We start from the raw sequence: 23,078 nt of genomic DNA on the forward strand, positions 1-23,078 counted from the left end.
GAGCGGGCGTGACCGAAGCCGCGGACGCCGTGGCCGCAAATTCCCGAACGTCGCACTGTCTGTGTGGGCACCAGTTGACAACTGACGATCCCCATGATTATCGATCACCGCGACCGTGCGTGACGGATCACGCGAGTTCGACAAGCTCCAGGAGGTCGTCGCTCCACGCGTCCTCATCACCGTCCGGCAGCAGGATCGCGCGGTCCGGCTTGAGCGCCTGCACCGCGCCCGCATCGTGCGTGACCAGCACGATCGCGCCCGGGTAGTTGGCGATCGCGTCGAGCACCTGCTCCCGGCTCACCGGGTCGAGGTTGTTGGTCGGCTCGTCGAGCAGCAGCACGTTGGCCCCCGAGCAGACCAGGGTGGCCAGCGCCAGCCGGGTCTTCTCACCGCCGGAGAGCACCCCGGCCGGCTTGTCGACGTCGTCACCGGAGAAGAGGAAGGCGCCGAGGATCTTGCGCAGCTCGGTGTCGGTCTGGTCGGCCCCGGCACTGCGCATGTGCTCGAGGATCGTCCGGTCGACGTCGAGCGTCTCGTGCTCCTGGGCGTAGTAGCCGAGCCGCAGGCCGTGCCCCGGTCGCACCTCGCCGGTGTCGGGGGCGAGCAGGCCGCCGAGCATACGCAGCAGAGTCGTCTTGCCGGCGCCGTTCAGGCCGAGGATCGCGACCCGGGAGCCGCGGTCGACCGCCACATTGACGTCGGTGAAGATCTCGAGGGACCCGTACGACTTCGACAGCCCGGTCGCGGTCAGCGGAGTCTTGCCGCAGGGCACCGGGTTGGGGAACCGCACCTTCGCGACGCGGTCCGAGACGCGGGTCTCCTCCAGGCCGCCGAGCAGCTTCTCGGCCCGGCGCGCCATGTTCTGCGCGGCCACCGTCTTGGTCGCCTTGGCCCGCATCTTGTCGGCCTGCGCCATCAGGGCGCCGGCCTTCTTCTCGGCGTTGGCCCGCTCGCGGCGGCGCCGGCGTTCGTCGGTCTCCCGCGACTCCAGGTATTTCTTCCAGCCGACGTTGTAGATGTCGACCACCGAGCGGTTGGCGTCGAGGTACCACACCTTGTTGACCGCGGCCTCGAGCAGTTCGACGTCGTGGCTGATCACGACCAGGCCGCCCTTGTGCTGTGCCATGTAGCCACGCAGCCAGGCGATCGAGTCCTGGTCGAGGTGGTTGGTCGGCTCGTCGAGCAGCAGGATGCCCTTGCCGTTCTGCCCCGAGTCGGCGAACAGGATGCGGGCCAGTTCGATGCGGCGGCGCTGCCCGCCGGACAGCGTGCCGATGGTCTGGGCCAGAGCCCGGTCGGGCAGCCCGAGGTTGGAGCAGATGCGGGCGGCCTCGGCCTCGGCCGCATAGCCACCGAGCGCGGCGAACCGGTCTTCGAGATTGCCGTAGCGCCGGATCAGCTTCTCGTCGGCGCTCTCCTCGAGGCTGATCTCCAGCTTCTGCATCTCGGCGATGATCGAGTCGAGGCCGCGGGCCGAGAGCACGCGATCGCGGCCGGTGACGTTGAGGTCGCCGGTGCGCGGGTCCTGTGGGAGGTAACCGACCTCGGAGGTGCGGGTCACCTCACCCGTATAGGGCTGGCCCTCGCCGGCCAGCACCTTCAGGGTGGTCGTCTTGCCGGCGCCGTTGCGCCCGACCAGGCCGATCCGGTCGCCCGGCTGCACCCGGAGGGTGACCGGGGACAGCAGGATGCGGGCGCCGGCACGCAGTTCGAGTCCGGTGGCGGTGATCATCTGAAACGCTCGCTCTCGGGAAGAAAGGGCTGACTCCGGGCACACGAAGAGCGCCGGCCAGGAGAAAGGGGTCGGCGCTGGGGCAGGTCAGCCTTCGCAGAGCAGCACCCGGCCATAATACTCGGGGCCCGCTGCGGCTTCCCACCCGATTACTTTTCAAGATCATCGGGTACCTGCCGGGATACGTGCCGAATCGGTCAGTGAGGACGACATGGAGCTCAACGAGAACGCTGACATCGACACCAGTCAGATCGAGGACCAACGTGGTTCGGGAGGGGGCGGTGGAGGCGGCTTCGGCGGCCTGCCGATCCCGATCGGTGGCGGCGGCATCGTCGGCATCGTCATCTTTCTGCTGGTAGCGGTAGTTGGCGGATATTTCGGGATCAACAAGGCGACCAGTGGCACCAGCGGGACCGGCGACAACACGAGCCTCAAACAGAAGTGCTCGCAGAGCGACAGGCTCAAGCAGCTGGACTGCCGCAACGCGCTCTACGTCAACTCGATCCAGAGCTTCTGGGCCCAGGCCGAGCCGAAATACTTCAACAAGAGCTATCAGAAGGCGCCCACCGACTTCTTCTCCGACCGGGTGACCACCGGCTGCGGCGCGGCGGACTCGGGCACCGGCCCGTTCTACTGCCCGGCCGACAAGAAGGTGTACATCGACCTCACCTTCTACAAGCTGCTCGCCGACCAGCTGGGCGCGCCGGGCGAATTCGCCCAGCCGTACGTGCTGGCCCACGAATACGGCCACCACATTCAGGACCTGGTCGGCACCGAGGCCAAGATGCGCCAGCTCCAGCAGGGCGCGTCGAACGGGCAGAAGAACCTGCTCTCGGTCAAGCTCGAACTGCAGGCCGACTGCTATGCCGGCGTGTGGGCGAAGGGCGCGACCGGCACCACGTCGTCCAACGGGCAGAAGATTTTCAAGAGCCTCACCACCGACGACGTCCAGCAGGGCATCCAAACGGCCGGGCAGATCGGCGACGACACGCTGCAGAAGCAGGCCGGCCAGCAGGTCAACCCGCAGGAATTCACCCACGGCACGTCGGCCGACCGGCAGAAATGGTTCTCCCGCGGCTACGCCTCGGGCACCCCGGAGAACTGCGACACGTTCGCCGACGGCGCGGTCGTCGAGGGCGACTGACTAAGGCTCTTTCACCAGGATCGTCACCGCCCGGGCCCCGGCGACCGCGGAAACCAGAACCGCGTGCCGGGGCTCGGGCACATCCAGGACCCGCCCGTCGCGCAGCGCGGCCACCGGCGCCAAGGAAGGCGCGGCCAGAATCATGTCGATGGCGGAACGGTCGCCGCCGGTGACGAGCGCGGCCAATCGGCGTACCTCCGGAAGCAGAATGCGCCCGACGATGCCGGCGCCGTCGGCCGCCGCCGCCTTCGCCTGATTGTCGCGGCGGCGCGCGAAACGCTGCTGCGACCAGCCGCCCGCGGCCGTCCGCCCCTGCACATAATGGGTGTCGACCTTGGACGAGACCAATTCCTCGCCTTCGGCAATGCCGACGGCAACGGCGCCCTTCCGGGCCAGAAGCAGACCGAGGCGCCGCGGTTCCTGTGCCCGGCGGACAAGCTCGGCCACGCTTTCCGCCGCACGCACGCCGGGCGGCGGGCTGAGCTCCGCCGAGGCGCCGTCGGCGGCGACGAGGGTCAATCCGCTTTCCCGGTACGCCCCGTGCCGGGCCCCGAAGTTCTCCATCCATCGCGCCAACCGCTCCGGCGCGACATCAACCCACTTCCCGCCGCCCGCGGCCGCCCGCTCGCCCATTCTTGTCACCCTACGGTGACCGCCGCGTGGCCGATCCGGTGCCGTCGGATCCCTAGCCTTCGGCCATGGGGCAAGCATGAAGGTATTGCAACGGGTACTGATCGCCGTCGTTGTGCTGGTGGTGAGCGTTCCGGTGGTGGCGGTTCTCGGATTCTCGCTCTGGTGGCATCACGTGACGACCGGCCCGGACGTGCGGAAAGAGTCCCAGTCGGCCAAGGCGCGGCAGCAGCGCGCCGCGACGGCCGCCATTCTCGACGAGGCCGTGACGGCGTTCGTCAGCACGGCGCCGAACGGGACCCGGCTGGCTACCTCGGTGAATGATTCGTGCGGCGGCGACACGGGCTTCCTCGGGGAGCGTCCGCAGATGTCCTGCCGCCGGGACGTCGTCGTATACCTGGCATTCGACGGGGATCAGGCCGGCATTCAGCGCACCTGGACCAGCGGTTTGGCGGCCCGCCACTGGAAGCGGTCGGAGCGGCCGACAACGGGCGGCCAGCAGTACTTCTATGAATTTGCGGACTCGCCGCGTGTACAGCTGCAGTGGGGCACGCGCCCGAAGGAGCCGGAGCATCCGCGGACCGCATTCAGCGACGAGATCACGGTGGAACAGCAGCCGGTCGACGTGGCCGAGGTCTATCGGAACGGATATGCCCGTCATCGCTATGTCGTCGAGTTGGCCGTGGGGTCGCAGTATTACCCGGAAGCGCCGAAGGCACCGCGGAGCCCGGCTCCGGCATCCGGGTCGCCGGGCCACGGCTGTTTCAACGGGCACGATTGCCCGGGCGGCTGACCTGACATGATGCCAGGCGTGGGTGACCTGGCTTCGACCCTGCTCGAACGGCTCGACGACCGCTTCGCGGCGTCTCGCGACCCCGAGCGGGCGGCGGCCATGCGGGCTTACATGCGCGACCAATTCCCGTACGCCGGCCTGCCCGCACCCGCCCTGCGCAAGCTGCAACGGGAGGTTTTCGCCGGGCTGTCCACGCCATCGGATGCCGACCTCCGAGAAATCGCGCTCGCATGCTGGTCGCGCGACGAGCGTGAATACCAGTACGTGGCGTGCGACTACCTGCGTAAGCATGTACGGGCCGCCGACGCGTCTTTTCTCGACGTGACACGCACGCTGATCACGACGAAGCCGTGGTGGGACACGGTCGACGCGCTGGCCACCCGGTTCGTGGGCGATCTGGTGCGATGCCATCCGTCGTTGGTGGCCACGATGGACGCCTGGTCGGCCGAATCCGACATGTGGCTGATCCGCTCGGCGATCCTGCACCAGTTGCACTACGGCACCGCGACCGACACCGCCCGGCTGTTCGAATACTGCGCGCGCCACGCCTCCCATCGCGACTTCTTCGTGCGTAAAGCCATCGGGTGGGCGTTGCGGCAATACGCCCGCACCGACCCGTCCGCGGTGCGCGAATTCGTCGCCGCCAATGCGTCCCGGTTGTCGCCGCTGTCGGTGCGCGAGGCCACGAAACATCTGTAGGGCTGCCGGCCCGGCCGCGGGGGGCGCGGCCGGGCCGACAGGTCAGAGGAGGCGTACAGCCAGGACGACGATCACCACCGAAGAGACGAGCGCGGTGATCTTACGACCGCGCGAGCCGGTCAGCAGGCGACCCACCAGAGAACCGCCGCCGGCGATCAGCAGTTGCCAGCTGGCCGACGCCAGGAACGCGCCGACCACGAACCAGGGCCCTCCCCCGGCCCCGCCCCGGCCGATCACCAGCGCCGCGAAGTAGATCACGGTGGCCGGGTTGAGCAGGGTCAGCGCCAGGACGGCGGCGTACGCCCGGGACGCGGTGGCCGGACGCTCCGGCGTGTCCTGGACGGCCCGCCGACGAAACGCGCCCCACACCGTCAACCCGGCCAGCCCGAGCAGCACCACCGCCGCGGTCCACCGCAGCGGCGTCGCCACCGGCGCGATCAGGTCGGCGACGGCCGCGCCCCCGAGCACGGCCACCGCCGCATAGATGCCGTCGGCGGTGGCAGCACCGAGACCGGCGGCGGCTCCGACGCGGAGCGAAGTGCGGGCGCTGAGCCCGGCGATCAGCACCCCGATCGCCCCGACCGGCACAGCGATGCCATAGCCGGCGGTGACGCCGGCCAGGAACGGGGCGCTCACGACAGCTGACGATGGACCGCCGGGACGCCCGGGCCGGTCTGCTGCCGGGCGGCCCGATCGGCCACAGCGACAGAGACGGCACGGAACGTTCTCGGCTTGATCACGCGGCCATCATTGCGGTGCCCGCAACGCCGCCGCCACCGATTTACCGCCCGGATCAGGTCAGGTGGAGGAGGCGCTGACCCGGGCCGGTTCCGTCCGACAGCCCGGCGGGCAGTTGTCGAGCGGTCGATAGCCCAGGTCCTCCCGCGTACGGTCGGTGCGCCGGAGCCGGGCCGAATTCGCCGACACGCCGTGGTAGACGCCGAATCGCACGTCAGCGGTCAGCGCCGCACCGACGAGCCGCACCACGTCCGGTCCGCTGAGCCAGGCCGGCAGCCAGCTGCGCGAACGGCCGGTCCTGCACGCCGCCGAGTCGCAGGCAGACGACCCGCAGACCGTACCGATCGGCGTACAGGACGTCCGGGACCGGCCACCGGTCGGTCAGGCGAAGCTTGTACGCCGGGCGCAGCCCCGGCACCACGTACCGGGCGACGCCGCCGGCCGCGCCTTCTTATCGGTGCCCGCTCGCAGACTGCCACCGAATTCGACCGGATCGGCGGAGCGACGGCCGGGGTAATAGAGTCCGATCATGAGTGTGGTGGCCGAACTGATCCTTGTCCGGCACGGGCAGAGCCTGGCTAACGTGGCGTTTCCCGCGGCCAACGCGGCCGGGTTGATGGAGGCCGAGGTCAGCGGGCGCGACGCCGAGGTGCCGCTGACGCCACTCGGCGAGGAACAGGCCGCGGCGGTCGGCCGATGGCTGGCCGCGGCGCCGGCCCCGCCCGAGGTCGTGATCACGTCGCCCTACCTGCGGGCCCGCGAGACATGGCGCATCGCGGCGGCGACCTCCGGACTGCGCCTGCCCGAGCCGACCACCGACGACCGGCTGGTCGACCGGCTGATGGGCGACCTGGAACTGATGACCGCGGCGGCGGTCGCGGCCCAGTTCCCGGAGGAGGCCGCCCGCCGCGAGGCGGCAGGCGAATACCGCTACGCGCCGCCGGGCGGCGAGGCGTTCGCCGATGTCGAGGTACGGCTGGGCTCGTTCCTGGCCGACCTCAACCACGATCAGGCGGGGAAACGGGTCGTCGTGGTCGCCCACGACGCCGTCGTGCTGATGATGCGGGCAGTCATCGAGTCGCTGACCTGGGACCAGGTGGTGAAAATGGAGCGGGCCGCCGGCACGGTCCGCAACGCGTCGATCAGCCGCTTCGTCGAGCAGGACGGGCGGTTGGTCCTGGACCACTACAACAGCGTCGACCATCTGTAGTTGAACGGTTGCAGCTGGTTCGTATCGTGGTCGCTCGATGGCACGGTCACGCGGGCATCACGGCTCGGAGGGCGAAGACCCTCCCGAGTCCCGCCGCCACGGTGCCGGACCGGCGGCCCGGAGCGTGGCGCACGGCCAGCAGATCACCTCCGAGTTCGCGGAGCGAGGTCGCGCCGGCGCCGGCTCGTCCGGGTCGAGCAGCACGCCGCGGCAGGTGCGCCCGGAGGACGTCGAGCTCAACCGCATGCTCGCCACCTACGACAAACTGGGCGACCAGCCACCGAACTTCAAGGTGCCGAAGAACGACGACCTTTACCAGGACCAGGGTGCGCACACTATGAAGCACCATGGCGGCGACGTTCCCCTGCGACACACGCCCGGCACCCGAACGATTGAGGGTCGCCTCTACGGGGATCATGGCTGGCGACGTCGGGAGAACAAGTCGTTCCGATGGACTGATCACCACACGATGAATCGGACCATCAACGACTACGTGAGCCGGAACTGGGAGACGATTCGCAGCGATCTCGCGATGACCGGCGTGCACCGACGTACATTCGACGCCGGCCATCGGATCGGGGAAGGCTTCGTCAACGACGGCATGTTCGGCGCCGGACCGGTCAAGCCGCGTTACATGACGACCAGCTTCGTGACGATCCGCATGAGGCTTGCCCCCGGAACAGATCCGCCGGAACCGTTCATCCTGACGCCTTTCCTGCCGGGCTATGGTGAGCCGATGGACATCTCGCGGCTTCCCGAGCCGATGCAGCGACGCATCGCGGAGCTCAACGCGGAGCCTCCGCTGGAGACCGTGCGTGATTTCCTCCGCGCCTACTTCGGAGATGCCGACAGCCTCGAAGAGGTCCACGCAGACCTCGAAAGCCTGGCACAAACCAACGTCAGGTCACACCAGCGGGATCTGGCGGCGTTCGAGGCCGTGATCGCCGACCCGCCGACCGAGCCGAACGCCCTTGCCCATCTGGTCGCCTGGGACGGCAACTGGGTCCTCGACGATCCGTCCGACACCGGCGCGCTGCAATTCCTGCGCGAGGTTGCCGAGATGCTCCGCACGGTCATCGTCGAGGCTCCGGAGACGGCCGAACGCTGGCGCTAGGCCTCCACCCGCACCACGGAGCCGCTCTCCATCGCGACCCAGACCTCGTCGCCCACCAGGGCCAGCCCGTGCGGCTCCTGGCCCGGCAGGTCGAACAGACTCACCGATCCGTCCGCGCTGACCCGCGCCAACTGCCCCGACCCCCACAACGTGACCCAGCACCCGCCGTCCGGCGCGGCCGCCACCGCGTGCGGACGGCATGCCGGGTCGTCGAACTCCACCCGTTCGACGATCGAGCCCGAGCCGGCGTCTGCGGCGGAGACCAGGCCGACGCTTCCGCCCGCGATGTCGGCGAACCACACCCGGTCGCCCGCGGCCGCCACCCCGACCGGCGCCGCCGGCGTGCGTCCCGGCGGAATGTCCACGATGTCGGCCGTGCCGCCCACTGACCAGCGGGCGAGTTGGCCGGCCCCGTTGAGGGTCACCCAGGCCGCCCCGTCGTCGGCGACCGTGACCATGGCCGGGTAGCCCGGTGCCGGAACCATTTGGATCTCGCCCGCGGCGGTGATGTGCCCGATGCGGTCGATGCCCGGCGCCGTGAAGTAGGCCCCGCCGTCCCGGTCGGCCGCTATCCCGTACGGCGCCGCGCCCTCCGGCAGCGGGAACCACGACTCGCCGGCACGCCCGATCCGGCCGTCCTCGCTGGTGTGCCACACCGTGCCGTCGGCGCCGACCGCGACCTGCATCGGCTTGGCCGGCAGCTCAAGCAGCGTCACGTCGGTGCCGTCGGGCGACAGGCGGGCCAGGCCCGCCGGGGAGAGCACGGTCAGCCACACCGGGCCGTCGGGGCCGGCGGCGATCGCGTACGGCGACCAGCCGGTCAACGGGATCTCACGCATGCGCCCAGCTTCTCAACTCGGCGAGCAGGGACGCGTCGCCCTCCAGCCGGAGGCTGTCGAGCGGGATCCGGTTGTAGAGGCCCAGCACCAGCTCACCGGCCGTTCCGTGCACGGTCAGCGCCGGCGACGAGGTCGTGGGCGGGTCGACGGAGACGCCCACGGACGACAGGTCGACCAGGTGGGTCCGCCCGTCGGAGGCGGCGAAGGCCATGCGCACCGGCGCGCCCGGCCACGGCCCGGCCGAGGCCAGCGGCACCGACAGGAACTCGGCCACGCCGTCGACCGCGACCGCGGCGGGCAGCGGAGCGGCCCGGCCGATCGTCTCTTCGGCGTCGCGCGCGTGCACGGCCGCCTCCTGCACCTGGTGGCGCGCCACCGCCCCGGCGTTCAGCGGAGCGCCCGAGGAACCCCACCACGCCCACGCCGGCGATGACGGCCCGGCGGCACGCAGCGCGTCGAGTAGCTGGCGGGTCGCCGACGCCGACCACGCGACCAGGTCGCCGGTCGGTGACTCGAAGTCGGTTTTGTCCCCCGGTGGCCGGCTGCTCGCGTCGGCCTCGGCGACCACCACGGCCCAGAACATCTGCACTCCGCCGACGTGTTCGACCAGGTCGGCGAGCGTCCAGTCGGGGCAGCCGGGCACCCGGGCCTGCAGAGACGGCGCGGCGGCGACTGCGGAGCGCAGCGCCGCCGAGCGGTCTTCGATGAGGGCGAGGTAGTCGTCGAAAGTCATGCCTGCGTTTCAGACGTTGAAGCCGAGTGCCCGCAGCTGCTCGCGCCCGTCATCGGTGATCTTGTCGGGGCCCCACGGCGGCAGCCACACCCAGTTGATGCGGAAGTCCTTGACCAGGCCGCCGCCGGGTCCGGTGGTGAGGGCGCTGCGGGTCTGGTCCTCGATCACGTCGGTCAGCGGGCACGCCGCCGACGTCAGTGTCATGTCGATCGTGACCACGTTGTCGTCGTCGACGAACGTGTCGTAGACCAGGCCGAGGTCGACGACGTTGATGCCCAGTTCGGGGTCGACGACGTCTTTCATCGCCTCTTCGATGTCGGCGATCGAGGCCTTGGAGACCACGCCGTCCGAGACCGCCGCGGCGGCCGGGGGCGCGATTACCGGTTCCCCGGACGAAGCCCGGTCTTCAGCAAGCCAGGTCGGCTCCTCCGAGGAGAAGCCGGTAGCGGATTCACTCATGCCTTTACCTCCACACCGGCCCGCGCCGCGGCGTCCTTGAACGCCATCCACGGCAGCAGAGCGCATTTGACCCGGGCCGGGAACTTCGCCACCCCGGCGAAGGCCACCGCGTCCCCCAGCACGTCCTCGTCGGGTTCGACCTGGCCGCGTCCCTGCATGAGCGCGACGAAAGCCTCGTGGATTCCCGCCGCCGACTCGACATTCTGCCCGGACAACAGCTCGTGCAGCACCGACGCCGAGGCCTGGCTGATCGAGCAGCCGAGCCCGTCATACGAAATATCCGAGATATCCGAGGAGGACATCGCGACCCGTACGGTGATCTCATCTCCGCACGTCGGGTTCACGTGATGAGCCTCCCCGGAGAAAGGATCACGCAGTCCACGACCGTGCGGATGCTTGTAGTGGTCGAGGATGATCTCCTGGTACAGCCCCTCGAGCATCATCAGCCGAACACCTTCCGCACCTCACCGAGGCCCCGCGCCAGCGCGTCGACCTCGTCGGTGGTGTTGTAGATATAGAACGACGCCCGGGTCATCGCCGGCACCCCGAAGCGCGCGCACGTGGGCTTCGCGCAGTGGTGCCCGACCCGCACCTCGACTCCCAGCGCGTCCAGGATCTGCCCCACGTCGTGCGGATGCACGCCTTCTACTCCGAAAGAGAGCGTGCCCCCTCGCCCTTCGGGCTCGGCCGGCCCGAAGAGACGCACGCCGGGGACGTCCGCCAACGCTTTCAGCGCGTACGCGGTGAGCTCCTGCTCGTGTTCATGGACTGCTCGCATCCCGATCGCCGAGAGGTAGTCGACGGCCGCGCCCAGTCCGATGGCCTCGGCGATCGGCGGTGTGCCGGCCTCGAAACGGGCCGGCGGCGGCGCGTAGGTCGTGCCGCCCATCGTCACCGTTTCGATCATCGAGCCGCCCCCGAGGAACGGCGGCATCTGCTCGAGCAGCGAGAAGCGGCCCCAGAGGACGCCGATGCCGGTCGGGCCGAGCATCTTGTGCCCGGTGAACGCGATGAAGTCGGCCCCGAGCGCCCGCACGTCGACCGGCAGGTGCGGCACCGACTGGGAGCAGTCGAGCATGACCAGCGCGCCGACCTCGCGGGACCGGGCGACGATCCGGCTCACGTCGTTGATCGTGCCCAGCGTGTTGGACATGTGCACGACCGAGACGAGCCTGGTGCGCTCGTTGACCAACGACTCCAACGAGGACTCGTCGAGCCGCCCGTCGTCGGTGATGCCGAACCAGCGCAGCGTCGCGCCCGTACGCTCGCACAGCAGCTGCCACGGGACGATGTTGGAGTGGTGCTCCATTTCCGAGATGACGATCTCGTCGCCCGGTCCCAGGCGAAGGTGCTGCCCGGCCGAGTGCGCGACCAGGTTGATCGCCTCACTGGAGTTCTTGGTGAAGACGATCTCCTCGGGCTGGGCGGCGCCGATGAAGGTCGCCACCTTCCCGCGCGCGTCCTCGTACGCCGACGTGGCCTCGGTGCCGAGCGTGTGCACCGAGCGGGACACGTTGCCGTTGTGCAGTTCGTAGTGCGAACGCAGTGCGTCCAGCACCTGCACCGGTTTCTGCGAGGTGTTGGCACTGTCCAGATAGACCAGCGGGTGCCCGTTGACCTGCCGGTCGAGAATCGGGAAGTCCTTGCGGATCCGGGCCACGTCGAACGTCATGGGAGTTTTCCTCAAACCGTCGCGTTCACGTAGCGCTCGTAGCCCTCGGCCTCGAGCTGCTCGGCGAGCTCCGAGCCGCCCTCCTGGACGATCTTGCCCGCGACGAAGACGTGCACGAAGTCGGGCTTGATGTAGCGCAGGATCCGCGTGTAGTGGGTGATCAGCAGCAGGCCGGTGTCGCCGGTCTCGCGCACCCGGTTGACGCCCTCGCTGACGATCCGCAGCGCGTCGATGTCGAGGCCCGAGTCGGTCTCGTCGAGGATTGCCATCTTCGGCTTGAGCAGCTCGAGCTGCATGATCTCGTGGCGCTTCTTCTCGCCACCGGAGAAGCCCTCGTTGACGTTGCGCTGGGCGAACGCCGGGTCCATCTGCAGCTTCTCCATGGCCCCGCGCAGCTCGCCGGCCCAGGTGCGCAGCTTGGGCGCCTCGCCGTCGATCGCGGTCTTGGCGGTGCGCAGGAAGTTGGCGACCGAGACGCCGGGCACCTCGACGGGGTACTGCATGGCCAGGAAGAGGCCGGCCCGCGCCCGCTCGTCGACGGTCATCGCCAGCACGTCGTCGCCGTCCAGGGTGACCGACCCGCCGGTGATCTGGTACTTCGGGTGGCCGGCGATGGAGTAGGCGAGCGTCGACTTGCCGGAGCCGTTGGGGCCCATGATGGCGTGCGTCTCGCCGGCTTTCACGGTGAGGTCGACCCCGGACAGAATCGGCTTCAGCTCGCCCTCGGGCAGCTTCACCGAAACCTTGAGGTCACGGATCTCCAGGGTGCTCACGGGTTGACTCCATTGCTCGGTGTGGTGGAAACGTAGAGGTCGCCGTCGCGCAGTTCGACGGCGAAGGCCGCCACCGGCTCGGTGGCGGGCAGGCCGGTCGGCGCGCCGGTGCGGAGGTCGAACCTCGACCCGTGCAGCCAGCACTCGAGGGTGCACCCGTCGACCTCGCCCTCGGACAGGGCGACCGCGGCGTGACTGCACTCATCGCGTACGGCATAGAAGTTGTCGTCGTCCGCATGGACGACGGCCACCTCGATGTCGCCGACCTCGACCTGGATCGCAGTGCCCTTGGGCACGTCGTCGGCCGGGCCGACCAGAACGAAGCTCATGAGTGGTATTCCGCCAGCCGCGCCTCGATGGCGTCGCCGAGGCGCTCGCGCAGCTCCTCGACCGGGATCTTGTTGACCAGCTCGGCGAAGAAGCCGCGGACGACCAGCTTGCGGGCCTCGAACTCGGGGATGCCCCGGGCCATGAGGTAGAACAGCTGCTCGTCGTCGAACCGGCCGGTCGCGCTGGCGTGCCCGGCGCCGGCCACCTCGCCGGTCTCGATCTCGAGGTTGGGGATCGAGTCGGCGCGGGCGCCGTCGGTCAGGATCAAGTTGCGGTTGATCTCGTACGTGTCGGTGCCGGTCGCGTCGGCCCGGATCAGCACGTCACCGACCCAGACCGTGTGGGCGGAGGAGCCCTGCAGCGCGCCGCGGTAGCCGACGTAGCTGCGGCAGTCGGGAACGCTGTGGTCGACCAGCTGGCGGTGCTCGAGGTGCTGGCCGGCATCGGCGAAGTAGAGGCCCCAGAGCTCGGCGTCGCCGCCACGGCCGGCGTATTCGACGCTGGTGAACTGCCGGACCAGGCTGCCGCCGAGCGCGACCTGCACGTGCTGCACCCGGGCGTCCTTGCCGACCCGGAACTTCACGTGCTGGGCCTGCACCGCGTCGGCGTCCCAGTCGGCCAGCGTGACGAAGGTCAGCTGGGCGCCGTCGCCGATGATCACCTCGACGTTGTCGGCCAGCATGACCGTGCCGACCTGCTCGAGCACGATCGTCGCCTTGGCGAAGCGCCCCACCTTCACGTAGATCCGCGCGGCCGCGGCCTCGGCGCCCTTGCCGACCACCTGGAGCAGCACCGGCTGCTCAGTCTCGGTTTCGGCATCGACCTCGATCAGCGTGACGCCGGGCGTCGAGCTGAAGGCGAGCGCGCTGATCCGGTCGAACGGCGTCAGCACCGGCTCGAGCGGCCCGGCCGGCGTCACGGTGACGCCGGCCGGCAGCTCGCCGTGCTCGACCGACGGCGCGTCCCCGCTCAGCGAGGTGGCGGTGACCAGCTCACCGAGCCGCTTGAGCGGGGTGAAGCGCCACTCCTCCTCAAGCCCGTTCAGGGCCGGGAAGTCGGTGACGTCGAACGACCGCAGCACCTGCGACTTGGTGCTGGGCGGCGGGGCAACGGTAGTCATTACGTCCTTCATGAATTCAGCGGAACCATTGGTGAACGAGGCGTGGGCGCTAGCCCACCGCCCCCTCCATCTGGAGCTCAATGAGACGGTTCAGTTCGAGGGCGTACTCCATCGGGAGCTCCTTGGCGATCGGCTCGATGAAGCCGCGCACGATCATCGCCATCGCCTCGTCCTCGGTGAGGCCGCGGCTCATCAGGTAGAAGAGCTGGTCCTCGCTGACCTTGGAGACGGTCGCCTCGTGGCCCATCGACACGTCGTCCTCGCGGATGTCGACGTACGGGTAGGTGTCGGAGCGGGAGATCGTGTCGACCAGGAGAGCGTCGCACTTGACCGTGCTCTTGCTGTGCTGCGCCCCGTCCATCACCTGCACGAGACCGCGGTACGACGTACGGCCGCCGCCCCGGGCGATCGACTTCGAGATGATGGTCGAGGAGGTGTGCGGCGCGAGGTGCACCATCTTGGCGCCCGCGTCCTGGTGCTGGCCCTCGCCGGCCATCGCGACCGAGAGCACCTCGCCCTTGGCGTGCGGGCCGGTCATGTAGACGGCCGGGTATTTCATCGTCACCTTGGAGCCGATGTTGCCGTCGATCCACTCCATGGTCGCGCCCTCTTCGCAGGTGGCGCGCTTGGTGACCAGGTTGTAGACGTTGTTCGACCAGTTCTGGATGGTCGTGTACCGCACCCGGGCGTTCTTCTTGACGACGATCTCGACGACCGCGGAGTGCAGCGAGTCGGACGAGTAGATCGGCGCGGTGCAGCCCTCGACGTAGTGCACGTAGCTGCCCTCGTCGGCGATGATCAGCGTCCGCTCGAACTGACCCATGTTTTCCGTGTTGATCCGGAAGTAGGCCTGGAGCGGGATGTCGACGTGCACGCCCTTAGGCACGTAGATGAACGAACCGCCGGACCACACCGAGGTGTTGAGCGACGCGAACTTGTTGTCGCCGACCGGGATGACCGTGCCGAAGTACTCCTTGAAGATGTCCTCGTACTGCTTCAGAGCGGTGTCGGTGTCGACGAAGACGACGCCCTGCTCCTCGAGGTCCTCACGGATCTTGTGGTAGACGACCTCGGACTCGTACTGCGCGGCGACGCCGGAGACCAGGCGCTGCTTCTCCGCCTCGGGGATGCCGAGCTTGTCGTACGTGCTCTTGATGTCGTCGGGCAGGTCGTCCCAGGACGCGGCCTGCTTCTCGGTCGAGCGTACGAAGTACTTGATGTTCTGGAAGTCGATGCCGGTGAGATCGGCGCCCCAGCTCGGCATGGGCTTGCGGTCGAACAGCCGCAGGCCTTTCAGCCGCAGGTCGAGCATCCACTGCGGCTCGCTCTTGAGAGCGGAGATGTTGCGCACCACGGCCTCGGACAGACCACGCTGCGCGGACGAGCCCGCCACGTCGGCGTCGGCCCACCCGTACTCGTACTTGCCCAGGGCGGCGAGGTGCTCTTCCTGGCTGACGATCTGGTCGGTCATGTACCTGTCCTAACCGTGGTTCGTGCCTGCTTATTTGGGCTGGGGATGTGCGTGGTGCACACCCCATCGCCGTGCGCGATGGTGGCGAGGCGCTGCACGTGGGTGCCGACGATCCGGGAGATGACCTCGGTCTCGGCGTCGCACAGCTGGGGAAACTCGGCAGCCACGTGGGCCACCGGACAGTGGTGCTGGCACAGCTGGCCGCCGGACGCGATCGTGGTCGCGTTGGCAGCGTAGCCCTCGGCGGTCAGCGCCCCGGCGAGCGCCTCCGCCCGGCCGATCGGGTCGTCGCCGGCCTGGCAGACCGCGGCACGCAGCCGGGCCTCCAGGGGGCCGACCTGTTCGGCTGCGAACCGGGCGACCGCCTCCGGGCCGGCGTGCTCGGCGATCCAGTGCAGCGCGGCGCTCGCGATGCCGTCGTAGAAATGCGGGAAGGTCTCGCGGGCCGCGGCGGTCAGCACGAACGCCTTGGCCGGGCGGCCCCGGCCCCGCGGGCCGGTGCTGCGAACCTCGCGGGTCTCGACGAGGTGCTCGGCGAGCATCGCGTCGAGATGCTTGCGGATGGCCGCCGGGCTGAGCCCCAGGGCGGTGCCGAGCTGGGCCGCGGTGGTGGCTCCGCGCTCGAGGAGGAGCTGTGCGACCCGGTCCCGGGTGCGGCCGTCCGCACCGGTGGCGTTCGCCACCAGGCCGTCGCGAGCCGACTCCGGGTATTTCACAACTGCAACGTTACGTATTTCGTCCAGCGCTCGCAAACCAACCTTGGGTGATCCATCACACCGGGCCCGGGCAGGCTCGAATTTCATGATCAAAGCCGTGCGTACGATGCGAGAAGTGAAGTCGTTGCTGCGCCCGCTCGCCCTCGCGTCCCTGATCGCCAACATCGGGCTGATCGTCACCGGTGGCGCGGTCCGGCTGACCGGGTCGGGCCTCGGCTGCCCGACCTGGCCGAAATGCACCGATGCGTCATACACGACCACCGAGGCGATGGGTGTGCACGGCGTCATCGAGTTCGGCAACCGGCTGCTCAACTTCGTGCTCATCGCCGTCGCGCTGGGCTGCGTGTTCGAGGCGTTCCGGCTGCGCCCGCGCCGCTGGCCGCTGATCGTGCTCAGCCTCGGCGTCCTCGCCTACATCCCGGTCCAGGCGGTGGTCGGCGGCATCACGGTGCTGACCAAGCTCAACCCCTGGGTCGTCGGCGTGCACTTCCTCGCGTCGATCGGACTGATCACCGTCGCGTACGCCCTCTGGCGGCGGACCGCCGAGGGTGACCGGGCCCCCCGCCTGCTGGTTCCGCCGCCCCTGCGTCAGCTGGGCGCCCTGACCGCGATCGCCGGAGGCGCCGTGATCGCGGTCGGCGTCGTGGTGACCGGCAGCGGGCCCCACGCCGGCGACGAGCACGCCAAACGGACCGGCCTCGACCCGGCCGCCGTCGCCCAGGCCCACGCCGACCTGGTGTTCCTGCTCATCGGCCTGACCGTGGCGCTGGTCCTGGCGCTGCGGGCCACCCACGCCCCGGCGGCCGCCGTGCGTGCCGCGGTGGTGCTGCTGGCGATCGAGTTCGGGCAGGGCCTGATCGGCTTCGTGCAGTACTTCACACACCTGCCGATCGTGCTGGTCGGCGTGCACCTGCTCGGCGCCGCTCTGGTCTGGGTCGGCATCCTCAACGTGCTCTGGTCGATGCGCTCGCGCGACACCGAGGTGACCCCGCAGCGCGTCGAGAGCCCTCAGAGCCGAGCCATGACCGCGTCCGCGAGCCGCTCGGCCGCCCCCGGCGCATAACGGAAGAACAGCGACGGCTCGGTGAGCTCCAGCTCGATCAGCGTGGGCGCGCCGTCCGGGCCCGGGATGAGGTCGATGCGGGCGTAGAGCAGCCGGTCGGCGCCGCCCGGGATCTCCTCGAGCACCTTGGCCGCGACCGCCAGTTCGGCCTCGCTCGGCGTGCGCGCGCTGATGTCCTCGCTCCCCGGGTCGACCCAGCCGCCGCCGGTGCCGGTCAGCATCGGGCCCTTGCGGACGGCGTGGCTGAAGCCGAGCCTTCCACCGGCGTCGGGCAGGCAGAGCACCGCCGTCTCGCCGGCCGAGTCGACCGCCGTCAGGTAGGGCTGGATCATCGCGGTGCGCCCGCCGGTGGTCAGCCGGGCCACGTGCGCCTCGGCCAGGCCTCGCTGCGACGGGAGCAGGTAGCGGCCGGTGTCCTGGCTGCCGGCGCTGACCGTGGGCTTGACGACCCACTCCCCGTCGGCCGGGGCGGTCCAGGACTCCCCCGGCGCGACGAAGGTCGTCGGAATCACCGGGATGCCGGCCGCGGCCAGTTCGCGCAGGTAGGTCTTGTCGGTGTTCCAGGCGACGACATCGGCCGGGTTGAACAGGCGAGGGACGCCCGCGGCCCAGGCGACGAAGCGGTCGCGGCGGGGCACGTAGTCCCAGGGCGAGCGGATCAGGGTCAGCGCGTATGCCGTCCAGTCGGCCGTGTCGTCGTCCCAGCGGACGGCGTCCACCTCGGCGCCGCGCGCCCGCAGGGCGTCGCGGAGCGGGAAGTCGTCCTCCCAGAGGTCCGGGAAGAGGTCACAGGTAACGAGAGCGACCCGGGAGTTCGGCTCCCGGGTCGCTGTGTCAGTGGTGGGGTCGGGCACGTGCGGGAAGACTACCGGGCCATGCTCCGGCGCGACATGGAGCGCCACAGGTCGTTGCTGGGCCGCATCTGATCGAGCAGTTCGCGCTCCCACTCGTTGTCGACCTCGACGCCCGCGATCTCGCAGGCCTCCCGGGCGACGCTGGTGCTGTCGGCGAACTGATCGGACCACTCGCCGTCCTGGCCGACGAGCACGATGCGGGCACCGCGCTTGCCGACGTACTCGATGACCGCTTTCGCACCGCCGTGGCCGGCAGCGAAGGACTTGATCCCCGCGGTCAGTGTCGTATCGGAACCTTGAGCCATGCCGGGCAGCGTAGGCAGACAACCGCGCGAAGCAAGCACCCTCTGCGGCATTTTGTGATGCCAATTACCTGCGGGTTTAACGAATTATGGCATTGGTATGCACCAATTGCGCCCGATTTGTCCCATCAACAAGTTTCCATCCAAGGAGTGACGACCAACCCCTCAAACGAGTGCGTCGACCGCCACAGCGATGAACAGGATCGTCAGGTACGTGATGGACGCGTGGAACAACCGCATCGGGTTGACCGCCTCGCCCCGCCGCGTGCGCTGGACCAGCCGGAACGCCTCGTACAGAAAGAAGCCGCCGGTCAAGAGGGCGGTCGCGCCGTAGATCGGGCCGAGCCCGAGCGGCCACGCGGCCAGCGACGCCGCCACGGTGAGCACAGTGAACACCGCAATCTCGACGTTCACCCTGGTCATCGACCGCACCACCGGCAACATCGGGATGCCGGCCCGGGCGTAGTCGTCCTTGTACTTCACGGCCAACGCGTAGAAGTGCGGCATCTGCCAAAAGAAGACAACCGCGAAAAGCGCCCATCCGAGTGGAGACACCCCACCGGTCACGGCGGCCCATCCGATGATCACCGGAGCCGCACCGCAGACCCCGCCCCAGAAGGTGTTGGCCGGGGTGCGCCGCTTCAGCCAGAGCGTGTAGACCACGTCGTAGTAGAAGATGGCGCCCGCGGTAAGCGCGGTGGCGAGCCAGTTGGTGTAGACCGCCATCAGCGCGACCGAGATCACGGCCAGGGCCAGGCCGAACACCAGAACCGACCGTGGGGTGACGCTGTGCGCCGGCAGCGGGCGCCGCTTGGTGCGCCGCATGAGCTGGTCGATGTCGCGGTCGATGTAGCAGTTGAGCGCGCTCGCGGCACCGCCGGCCAGCGCCCCGCCGATCAGGACGACGGCGAAGACGCGCAGGTCAGGCCAGCCGCCGGCGGCCAGCATCATCGACGGCACAGTGGTCACGAGCAGAAGCTCGACGATCTGCGGCTTGGTGAGCGCGAGATAGGCACGGAGGACCGCAGCCCAGTCACGACGGCCCGACCGCGCGGCACGGGCCAGTTCACCTGGCGAGGCCACGACCACGGGACGCTCGGTGATCATGCTCACGGACAGCCACCTTCCGGCATTCGACACCAGCCACTCACGGCCGTTGCCGGCCGGGGCCGGCGGGACGCCCGGTCAGCCTACGCGCAGTCATCTGTGCTGCTCTGGCGACCCGGGACCCGATGCGGGCGGGTCCCCGGCGTGTCCGCTCTCAGCGTATGGGCCTGAGCCGTTCCCGGGGCGCGGGTTTAAGGCAAGTGGATAGGGTCAGTCTCAAAAGGGTCCCTCAACCATGCCCGAGGAGCACAACCGACGTGGCTGCCACTGATCCTGCTCTCAACTGGTCCGACCTCGACCGCAAAGCGGTGGACACCGTGCGGGTCCTCGCCATGGACGCCGTCGAAAAGGCGGGTAACGGCCATCCCGGCACCGCCATGAGCCTCGCTCCCGCCGCCTACCTGCTGTTCAACCGGGTCATGCGGCATGACCCGACCGATCCGCAGTGGGCCGCCCGCGACCGCTTCGTGCTCTCCTGTGGGCACTCCAGCCTCACCCTCTACATTCAGCTCTACCTCTCCGGCTACGGCCTGGCGCTGGACGACCTGGCCTCGCTGCGCCAGTGGGGCTCGCTGACCCCAGGTCACCCCGAGTTCGGGCACACCCCCGGTGTCGAGATCACGACCGGCCCGCTCGGCCAGGGCATCGGCAACGCGGTCGGCATGGCGATGGCCGCCCGGCGTCAGCGTGGCCTCTTCGACCCGGAGACCGACGCGGGCCGGTCCCCGTTCGACCACAACATCTACGCGCTCTGCTCGGACGGCGACATCGAGGAAGGTGTCAGCCACGAGTCGAGCGCGCTCGCCGCGGTGCAGAAGCTGGGCAACCTCACGCTGATCTACGACGACAACGAGATCTCCATCGAGGACGACACCCGCATCGCCAAGAGCGAGGACGCCGGCAAGCGCTACGAGGCGTACGGCTGGCACGTCCAGACCGTCTCGTGGCGCAAGGGCGATCCGGCCAAGGGCGACTACCACGAGGACGTCGAGGCCCTGTGGAACGCGATCCAGGCCGCCCGGCAGGTCACCGACCGTCCGTCCTTCATCGTGCTCAAGACGATCATCGGCTGGCCGGCCCCCAACAAGCAGAACACCGGTAAGGTCCACGGCTCGGCCCTGGGCGCCGACGAGGTCAAGGCGACCAAGGAGATCCTCGGGTTCGACCCCAACGAGACCTTCGCCGTCGACCCGGCCGTCCTCGAGCACACCCGGGGTGCGGCCGAGCGGGGTCGCGCGGCGCGCGCCGAGTGGCAGAAGGCGTTCGACTCCTGGGCCGAGGCCAACGGGGAGCGCAAGGCGCTGTTCGACCGGCTGACCGCGAACAAGCTCCCGGACGGCTGGGAGAAGTCGCTGCCCGAGTTCCCGGCCGACGCCAAGGGCCTCGCGACGCGGGCCGCCTCGCAGCAGGTCCTCAACGCGCTCGCCCCGGTGCTGCCGGAGCTGTGGGGCGGCTCGGCCGACCTCGCGGAGAGCAACAACACCACGATGAAGGGCGAGCCGTCCTTCATCCCGGCCGAGTACGCCACCAAGGAGTTCCCCGGCAACGAGTACGGCCGGACGCTGCACTTCGGCATCCGCGAGCACGGCATGGGCTCGATCCTCAACGGCATCCAGGCCGACGGGCTCACCCGGCCGTACGGCGGCACGTTCCTGGTCTTCAGCGACTACATGCGGGGCGCCGTCCGGCTCGCCGCGCTGATGAAGCTGCCGGTCATCTACGTGTGGACGCACGACTCGATCGGCCTCGGCGAGGACGGCCCGACCCACCAGCCGATCGAGACGCTGTCCGCCCTGCGGGCGATCGTCGGGCTCAACGTGGTCCGTCCGGCCGACGCCAACGAGACCGCCTGGGCCTGGCGCGGCGCGATCGAGCACACCGACTCGCCGACCGCCCTCGCCCTCAGCCGCCAGCCGCTGCCGACGATCGACCGCTCGAAGCACGCGTCGGCCGAAGGCGTCCTCAAGGGCGGATACATCCTGTCCGAGGCGTCCGGCGGCGAGCCCCAGGTGATCCTCGTCGGCACCGGCTCCGAGGTGTCGATCTGCCTGCTCGCCCAGGAACGCCTCGAGGCCGCGGGCACACCGACCCGGGTCGTGTCGATGCCCTGCCAGGAGTGGTTCTACGCGCAGGACACCGCGTACCAGCAGCAGGTGCTGCCGCGCGGGGTCAAGGCCCGTGTGACGGTCGAGGCTGGCATTCGGATGAGCTGGGACCGCATCCTTGGAGATGCGGGCGAGCCGGTCAGCATCGAGCACTACGGCGCCAGCGCGCCGGCCAAGATCCTGTTCGAGCAGTTCGGGTTCACCGCGGACAACGTGGTGGCAAAGGCCAACGCCGCCCTGGCCAGGGTCGGCGAGATCACCGGTCACACGACCGGTAACTGAGGAGAATCACAATGACTGACCGTCTAGGTGAGCTCTCGGCCGCGGGTGTGGCGGTCTGGCTCGACGATCTCTCCCGAGTCCGCCTGACCAGTGGCTCGCTGGCGAAGATGCTCAAGGACCAGCACGTGGTCGGCGTGACCACCAACCCGAGCATCTTCCAGAAGGCGCTCTCCGACGCCGACGCGTACGACCAGCAGGTCGGCGACCTGGCGAAGATGGGCGTCTCGGTCGAGGAGGCCGTGCGCCTGATGACCGCTCGCGACGTCCGCGACGCCTGCGACGTCGAGCGTCCGGCGTACGACGCGTCCGACGGCGTCGACGGCCGGGTGTCCATCGAGGTCGACCCGCGCAGCGCGCACGACTCCGACAAGACCGTCGCCGAGGCCAAGTCGCTCTGGTGGCTGGTCGACCGGGAAAACCTCTACATCAAGATCCCGGCGACCATGGACGGTCTGCCCGCGATCACCAAGACGCTGGCCGAGGGCATCAGCGTGAACGTGACGCTGATCTTCTCGCTCGAGCGCTACCGCGCGGTCATGGACGCGTTCCTGGCCGGCATCGAGCAGGCCAAGGCCAACGGCCACGACATCACCAAGATCGGTTCGGTCGCGTCGTTCTTCGTGTCGCGCGTCGACTCCGAGGTCGACAAGCGCCTCGACAAGATCGGCACTGACGAGGCCAAGGCGCTGCGGGGCAAGGCGGCGATCGCCAACGCCCAGCTGGCCTACGAGGCATACTCCGAGGTCTTCGGCACCGACCGCTGGAAGGCCCTCGAGTCGGCCGGCGCTCACCCGCAGCGGCCGCTGTGGGCGTCCACCTCGACCAAGAACCCGGACTACCCGGACACCATCTATGTCGAGGAACTGGTCGCCAAGGGTGTCGTCAACACGATGCCCGAATCCGTGATCAAGGCGTGGGAGGACCACGGCGAGCTCAAGGGCGACCTGACCAGCAAGTACGGCGAGGCCAAGCAGGTCATGGCCGACCTCAAGGCGGTCGGCATCGACTTCGACGACGTCGTCAAGGTCCTCGAGGACGAGGGTGTCGACAAGTTCGAGGTCAGCTGGAAGGAACTGCTGGAGAGCGTCCAGAAGTCGCTCAAGGCCGGCACCGGCGTCTGATCCTCATAACAGGGGCTCGCTCTTTCATGGGCGGGCCCCTGCCTTCTTCACCTGCACGACACCGAGAACTG

The 23,078-nt window shown here is 69.3% G+C and carries 25 protein-coding genes; 8 read left to right on the top strand and 17 right to left on the bottom strand.

Annotated features, from left to right (window positions below):
• Positions 1-127 precede the first annotated feature (127 nt).
• Positions 128-1,732, bottom strand: a complete 1,605-nt coding sequence (locus ACIA5C_RS04650; RefSeq protein ID WP_396051226.1) for an ABC-F family ATP-binding cassette domain-containing protein — start codon at positions 1,730-1,732, stop codon at positions 128-130.
• Between the two features lie 211 nt (positions 1,733-1,943).
• On the opposite strand from ACIA5C_RS04650, the gene ACIA5C_RS04655 reads away from it, so the two are divergent.
• Positions 1,944-2,876: a neutral zinc metallopeptidase gene (locus tag ACIA5C_RS04655; protein WP_396051228.1), complete on the top strand. Its 933-nt coding sequence runs from the start codon at positions 1,944-1,946 to the stop codon at positions 2,874-2,876.
• On the opposite strand, the gene ACIA5C_RS04660 is transcribed toward ACIA5C_RS04655, so the two are convergent.
• On the bottom strand, positions 2,877-3,509 hold the full coding sequence (locus ACIA5C_RS04660; RefSeq protein ID WP_396051229.1) for an acVLRF1 family peptidyl-tRNA hydrolase: 633 nt from the start codon (positions 3,507-3,509) through the stop codon (positions 2,877-2,879).
• Positions 3,510-3,621: 112 nt separating this feature from the next.
• On the opposite strand from ACIA5C_RS04660, the gene ACIA5C_RS04665 reads away from it, so the two are divergent.
• Both ACIA5C_RS04665 and ACIA5C_RS04670 read left to right on the top strand, forming a co-directional pair.
• Positions 3,622-4,299: a hypothetical protein gene (locus tag ACIA5C_RS04665; RefSeq protein WP_396051231.1), complete on the top strand. Its 678-nt coding sequence runs from the start codon at positions 3,622-3,624 to the stop codon at positions 4,297-4,299.
• Between the two features lie 9 nt (positions 4,300-4,308).
• Entirely contained in the window at positions 4,309-4,998 is a 690-nt protein-coding gene (locus ACIA5C_RS04670; protein ID WP_396052017.1) for a DNA alkylation repair protein, read from the top strand.
• 42 nt (positions 4,999-5,040) lie between these two features.
• Here the strand turns inward: ACIA5C_RS04670 and ACIA5C_RS04675 are convergent, their stop codons facing one another.
• On the bottom strand, positions 5,041-5,634 hold the full coding sequence (locus ACIA5C_RS04675; RefSeq protein ID WP_396051232.1) for a LysE family transporter: 594 nt from the start codon (positions 5,632-5,634) through the stop codon (positions 5,041-5,043).
• Between the two features lie 162 nt (positions 5,635-5,796).
• Positions 5,797-5,985, bottom strand: coding sequence for a hypothetical protein (locus tag ACIA5C_RS04680; protein WP_396051234.1), 189 nt, complete (start codon positions 5,983-5,985; stop codon positions 5,797-5,799).
• A 280-nt stretch (positions 5,986-6,265) separates the two neighbouring features.
• Between ACIA5C_RS04680 and ACIA5C_RS04685 the strand changes: the two genes are divergently transcribed.
• Entirely contained in the window at positions 6,266-6,946 is a 681-nt protein-coding gene (locus ACIA5C_RS04685; RefSeq protein ID WP_396051237.1) for a histidine phosphatase family protein, read from the top strand.
• A gap of 124 nt (positions 6,947-7,070) precedes the next feature.
• Complete coding sequence (locus tag ACIA5C_RS04690) at positions 7,071-8,060, top strand: hypothetical protein (RefSeq protein WP_396051239.1); 990 nt, start codon at positions 7,071-7,073, stop codon at positions 8,058-8,060.
• On the opposite strand, the gene ACIA5C_RS04695 is transcribed toward ACIA5C_RS04690, so the two are convergent.
• The 10 genes from ACIA5C_RS04695 to ACIA5C_RS04740 are packed head-to-tail and all read right to left on the bottom strand — an operon-like array spanning position 8,057 to position 16,191.
• Positions 8,057-8,899 carry a hydrolase gene (locus tag ACIA5C_RS04695; RefSeq protein WP_396051241.1) on the bottom strand — a complete coding sequence of 281 codons (843 nt, stop codon included), beginning with the start codon at positions 8,897-8,899 and terminating at the stop codon, positions 8,057-8,059. The genes ACIA5C_RS04690 and ACIA5C_RS04695 overlap by 4 nt on opposite strands.
• Entirely contained in the window at positions 8,892-9,632 is a 741-nt protein-coding gene (locus ACIA5C_RS04700) for a maleylpyruvate isomerase family mycothiol-dependent enzyme (protein ID WP_396051243.1), read from the bottom strand. The genes ACIA5C_RS04695 and ACIA5C_RS04700 overlap by 8 nt, the downstream gene beginning before the upstream one ends.
• 9 nt (positions 9,633-9,641) lie before the next feature.
• A complete protein-coding gene (locus tag ACIA5C_RS04705; RefSeq protein WP_396051245.1) occupies positions 9,642-10,091 on the bottom strand; it encodes a metal-sulfur cluster assembly factor in 450 nt (149 codons plus the stop codon).
• Positions 10,088-10,534, bottom strand: a complete 447-nt coding sequence (gene sufU / locus ACIA5C_RS04710) for a Fe-S cluster assembly sulfur transfer protein SufU (protein ID WP_396051248.1) — start codon at positions 10,532-10,534, stop codon at positions 10,088-10,090. The genes ACIA5C_RS04705 and sufU overlap by 4 nt, the downstream gene beginning before the upstream one ends.
• The gene (locus tag ACIA5C_RS04715; protein WP_396051250.1) at positions 10,534-11,763 is read right to left on the bottom strand and encodes a cysteine desulfurase; all 1,230 of its coding nucleotides are present in this window, start codon (positions 11,761-11,763) and stop codon (positions 10,534-10,536) included. The genes sufU and ACIA5C_RS04715 overlap by 1 nt, the downstream gene beginning before the upstream one ends.
• 11 nt (positions 11,764-11,774) lie before the next feature.
• Positions 11,775-12,536, bottom strand: coding sequence for a Fe-S cluster assembly ATPase SufC (sufC, locus tag ACIA5C_RS04720; RefSeq protein ID WP_396051251.1), 762 nt, complete (start codon positions 12,534-12,536; stop codon positions 11,775-11,777).
• Entirely contained in the window at positions 12,533-12,865 is a 333-nt protein-coding gene (locus ACIA5C_RS04725) for a non-heme iron oxygenase ferredoxin subunit (protein WP_396051253.1), read from the bottom strand. The genes sufC and ACIA5C_RS04725 overlap by 4 nt, the downstream gene beginning before the upstream one ends.
• A complete protein-coding gene (gene sufD, locus ACIA5C_RS04730) occupies positions 12,862-13,986 on the bottom strand; it encodes a Fe-S cluster assembly protein SufD (protein WP_396051256.1) in 1,125 nt (374 codons plus the stop codon). Before sufD ends, ACIA5C_RS04725 begins: the two co-directional genes overlap by 4 nt.
• 49 nt (positions 13,987-14,035) lie before the next feature.
• Positions 14,036-15,457 carry a Fe-S cluster assembly protein SufB gene (gene sufB / locus ACIA5C_RS04735; protein WP_396051258.1) on the bottom strand — a complete coding sequence of 474 codons (1,422 nt, stop codon included), beginning with the start codon at positions 15,455-15,457 and terminating at the stop codon, positions 14,036-14,038.
• Entirely contained in the window at positions 15,454-16,191 is a 738-nt protein-coding gene (locus tag ACIA5C_RS04740; protein ID WP_396052019.1) for a helix-turn-helix transcriptional regulator, read from the bottom strand. Before ACIA5C_RS04740 ends, sufB begins: the two co-directional genes overlap by 4 nt.
• An 88-nt stretch (positions 16,192-16,279) precedes the next feature.
• On the opposite strand from ACIA5C_RS04740, the gene ACIA5C_RS04745 reads away from it, so the two are divergent.
• Positions 16,280-17,236: a heme A synthase gene (locus ACIA5C_RS04745; protein ID WP_396052021.1), complete on the top strand. Its 957-nt coding sequence runs from the start codon at positions 16,280-16,282 to the stop codon at positions 17,234-17,236.
• On the opposite strand, the gene ACIA5C_RS04750 is transcribed toward ACIA5C_RS04745, so the two are convergent.
• The 3 genes from ACIA5C_RS04750 to ACIA5C_RS04760 form a co-directional block, all read right to left on the bottom strand.
• Positions 17,182-18,090 carry a RimK family alpha-L-glutamate ligase gene (locus ACIA5C_RS04750; protein ID WP_396051260.1) on the bottom strand — a complete coding sequence of 303 codons (909 nt, stop codon included), beginning with the start codon at positions 18,088-18,090 and terminating at the stop codon, positions 17,182-17,184. The two genes, ACIA5C_RS04745 and ACIA5C_RS04750, sit on opposite strands and share 55 nt — an antisense overlap.
• A gap of 11 nt (positions 18,091-18,101) precedes the next feature.
• Positions 18,102-18,395, bottom strand: coding sequence for a hypothetical protein (locus ACIA5C_RS04755; protein ID WP_396051263.1), 294 nt, complete (start codon positions 18,393-18,395; stop codon positions 18,102-18,104).
• Positions 18,396-18,557: 162 nt separating this feature from the next.
• On the bottom strand, positions 18,558-19,499 hold the full coding sequence (locus ACIA5C_RS04760) for a heme o synthase (protein ID WP_396052023.1): 942 nt from the start codon (positions 19,497-19,499) through the stop codon (positions 18,558-18,560).
• 257 nt (positions 19,500-19,756) lie between these two features.
• On the opposite strand from ACIA5C_RS04760, the gene tkt reads away from it, so the two are divergent.
• Together tkt and tal are read left to right on the top strand one after the other, a co-directional pair.
• Positions 19,757-21,886, top strand: a complete 2,130-nt coding sequence (gene tkt / locus ACIA5C_RS04765; RefSeq protein ID WP_396051265.1) for a transketolase — start codon at positions 19,757-19,759, stop codon at positions 21,884-21,886.
• A gap of 11 nt (positions 21,887-21,897) precedes the next feature.
• Positions 21,898-23,007: a transaldolase gene (gene tal / locus ACIA5C_RS04770; RefSeq protein WP_396051267.1), complete on the top strand. Its 1,110-nt coding sequence runs from the start codon at positions 21,898-21,900 to the stop codon at positions 23,005-23,007.
• Positions 23,008-23,078: the final 71 nt, after the last annotated feature.

It is taken from the genome of Actinoplanes sp. NPDC051343 (assembly GCF_044455125.1).
GTDB lineage: Bacteria > Actinomycetota > Actinomycetes > Mycobacteriales > Micromonosporaceae > Actinoplanes.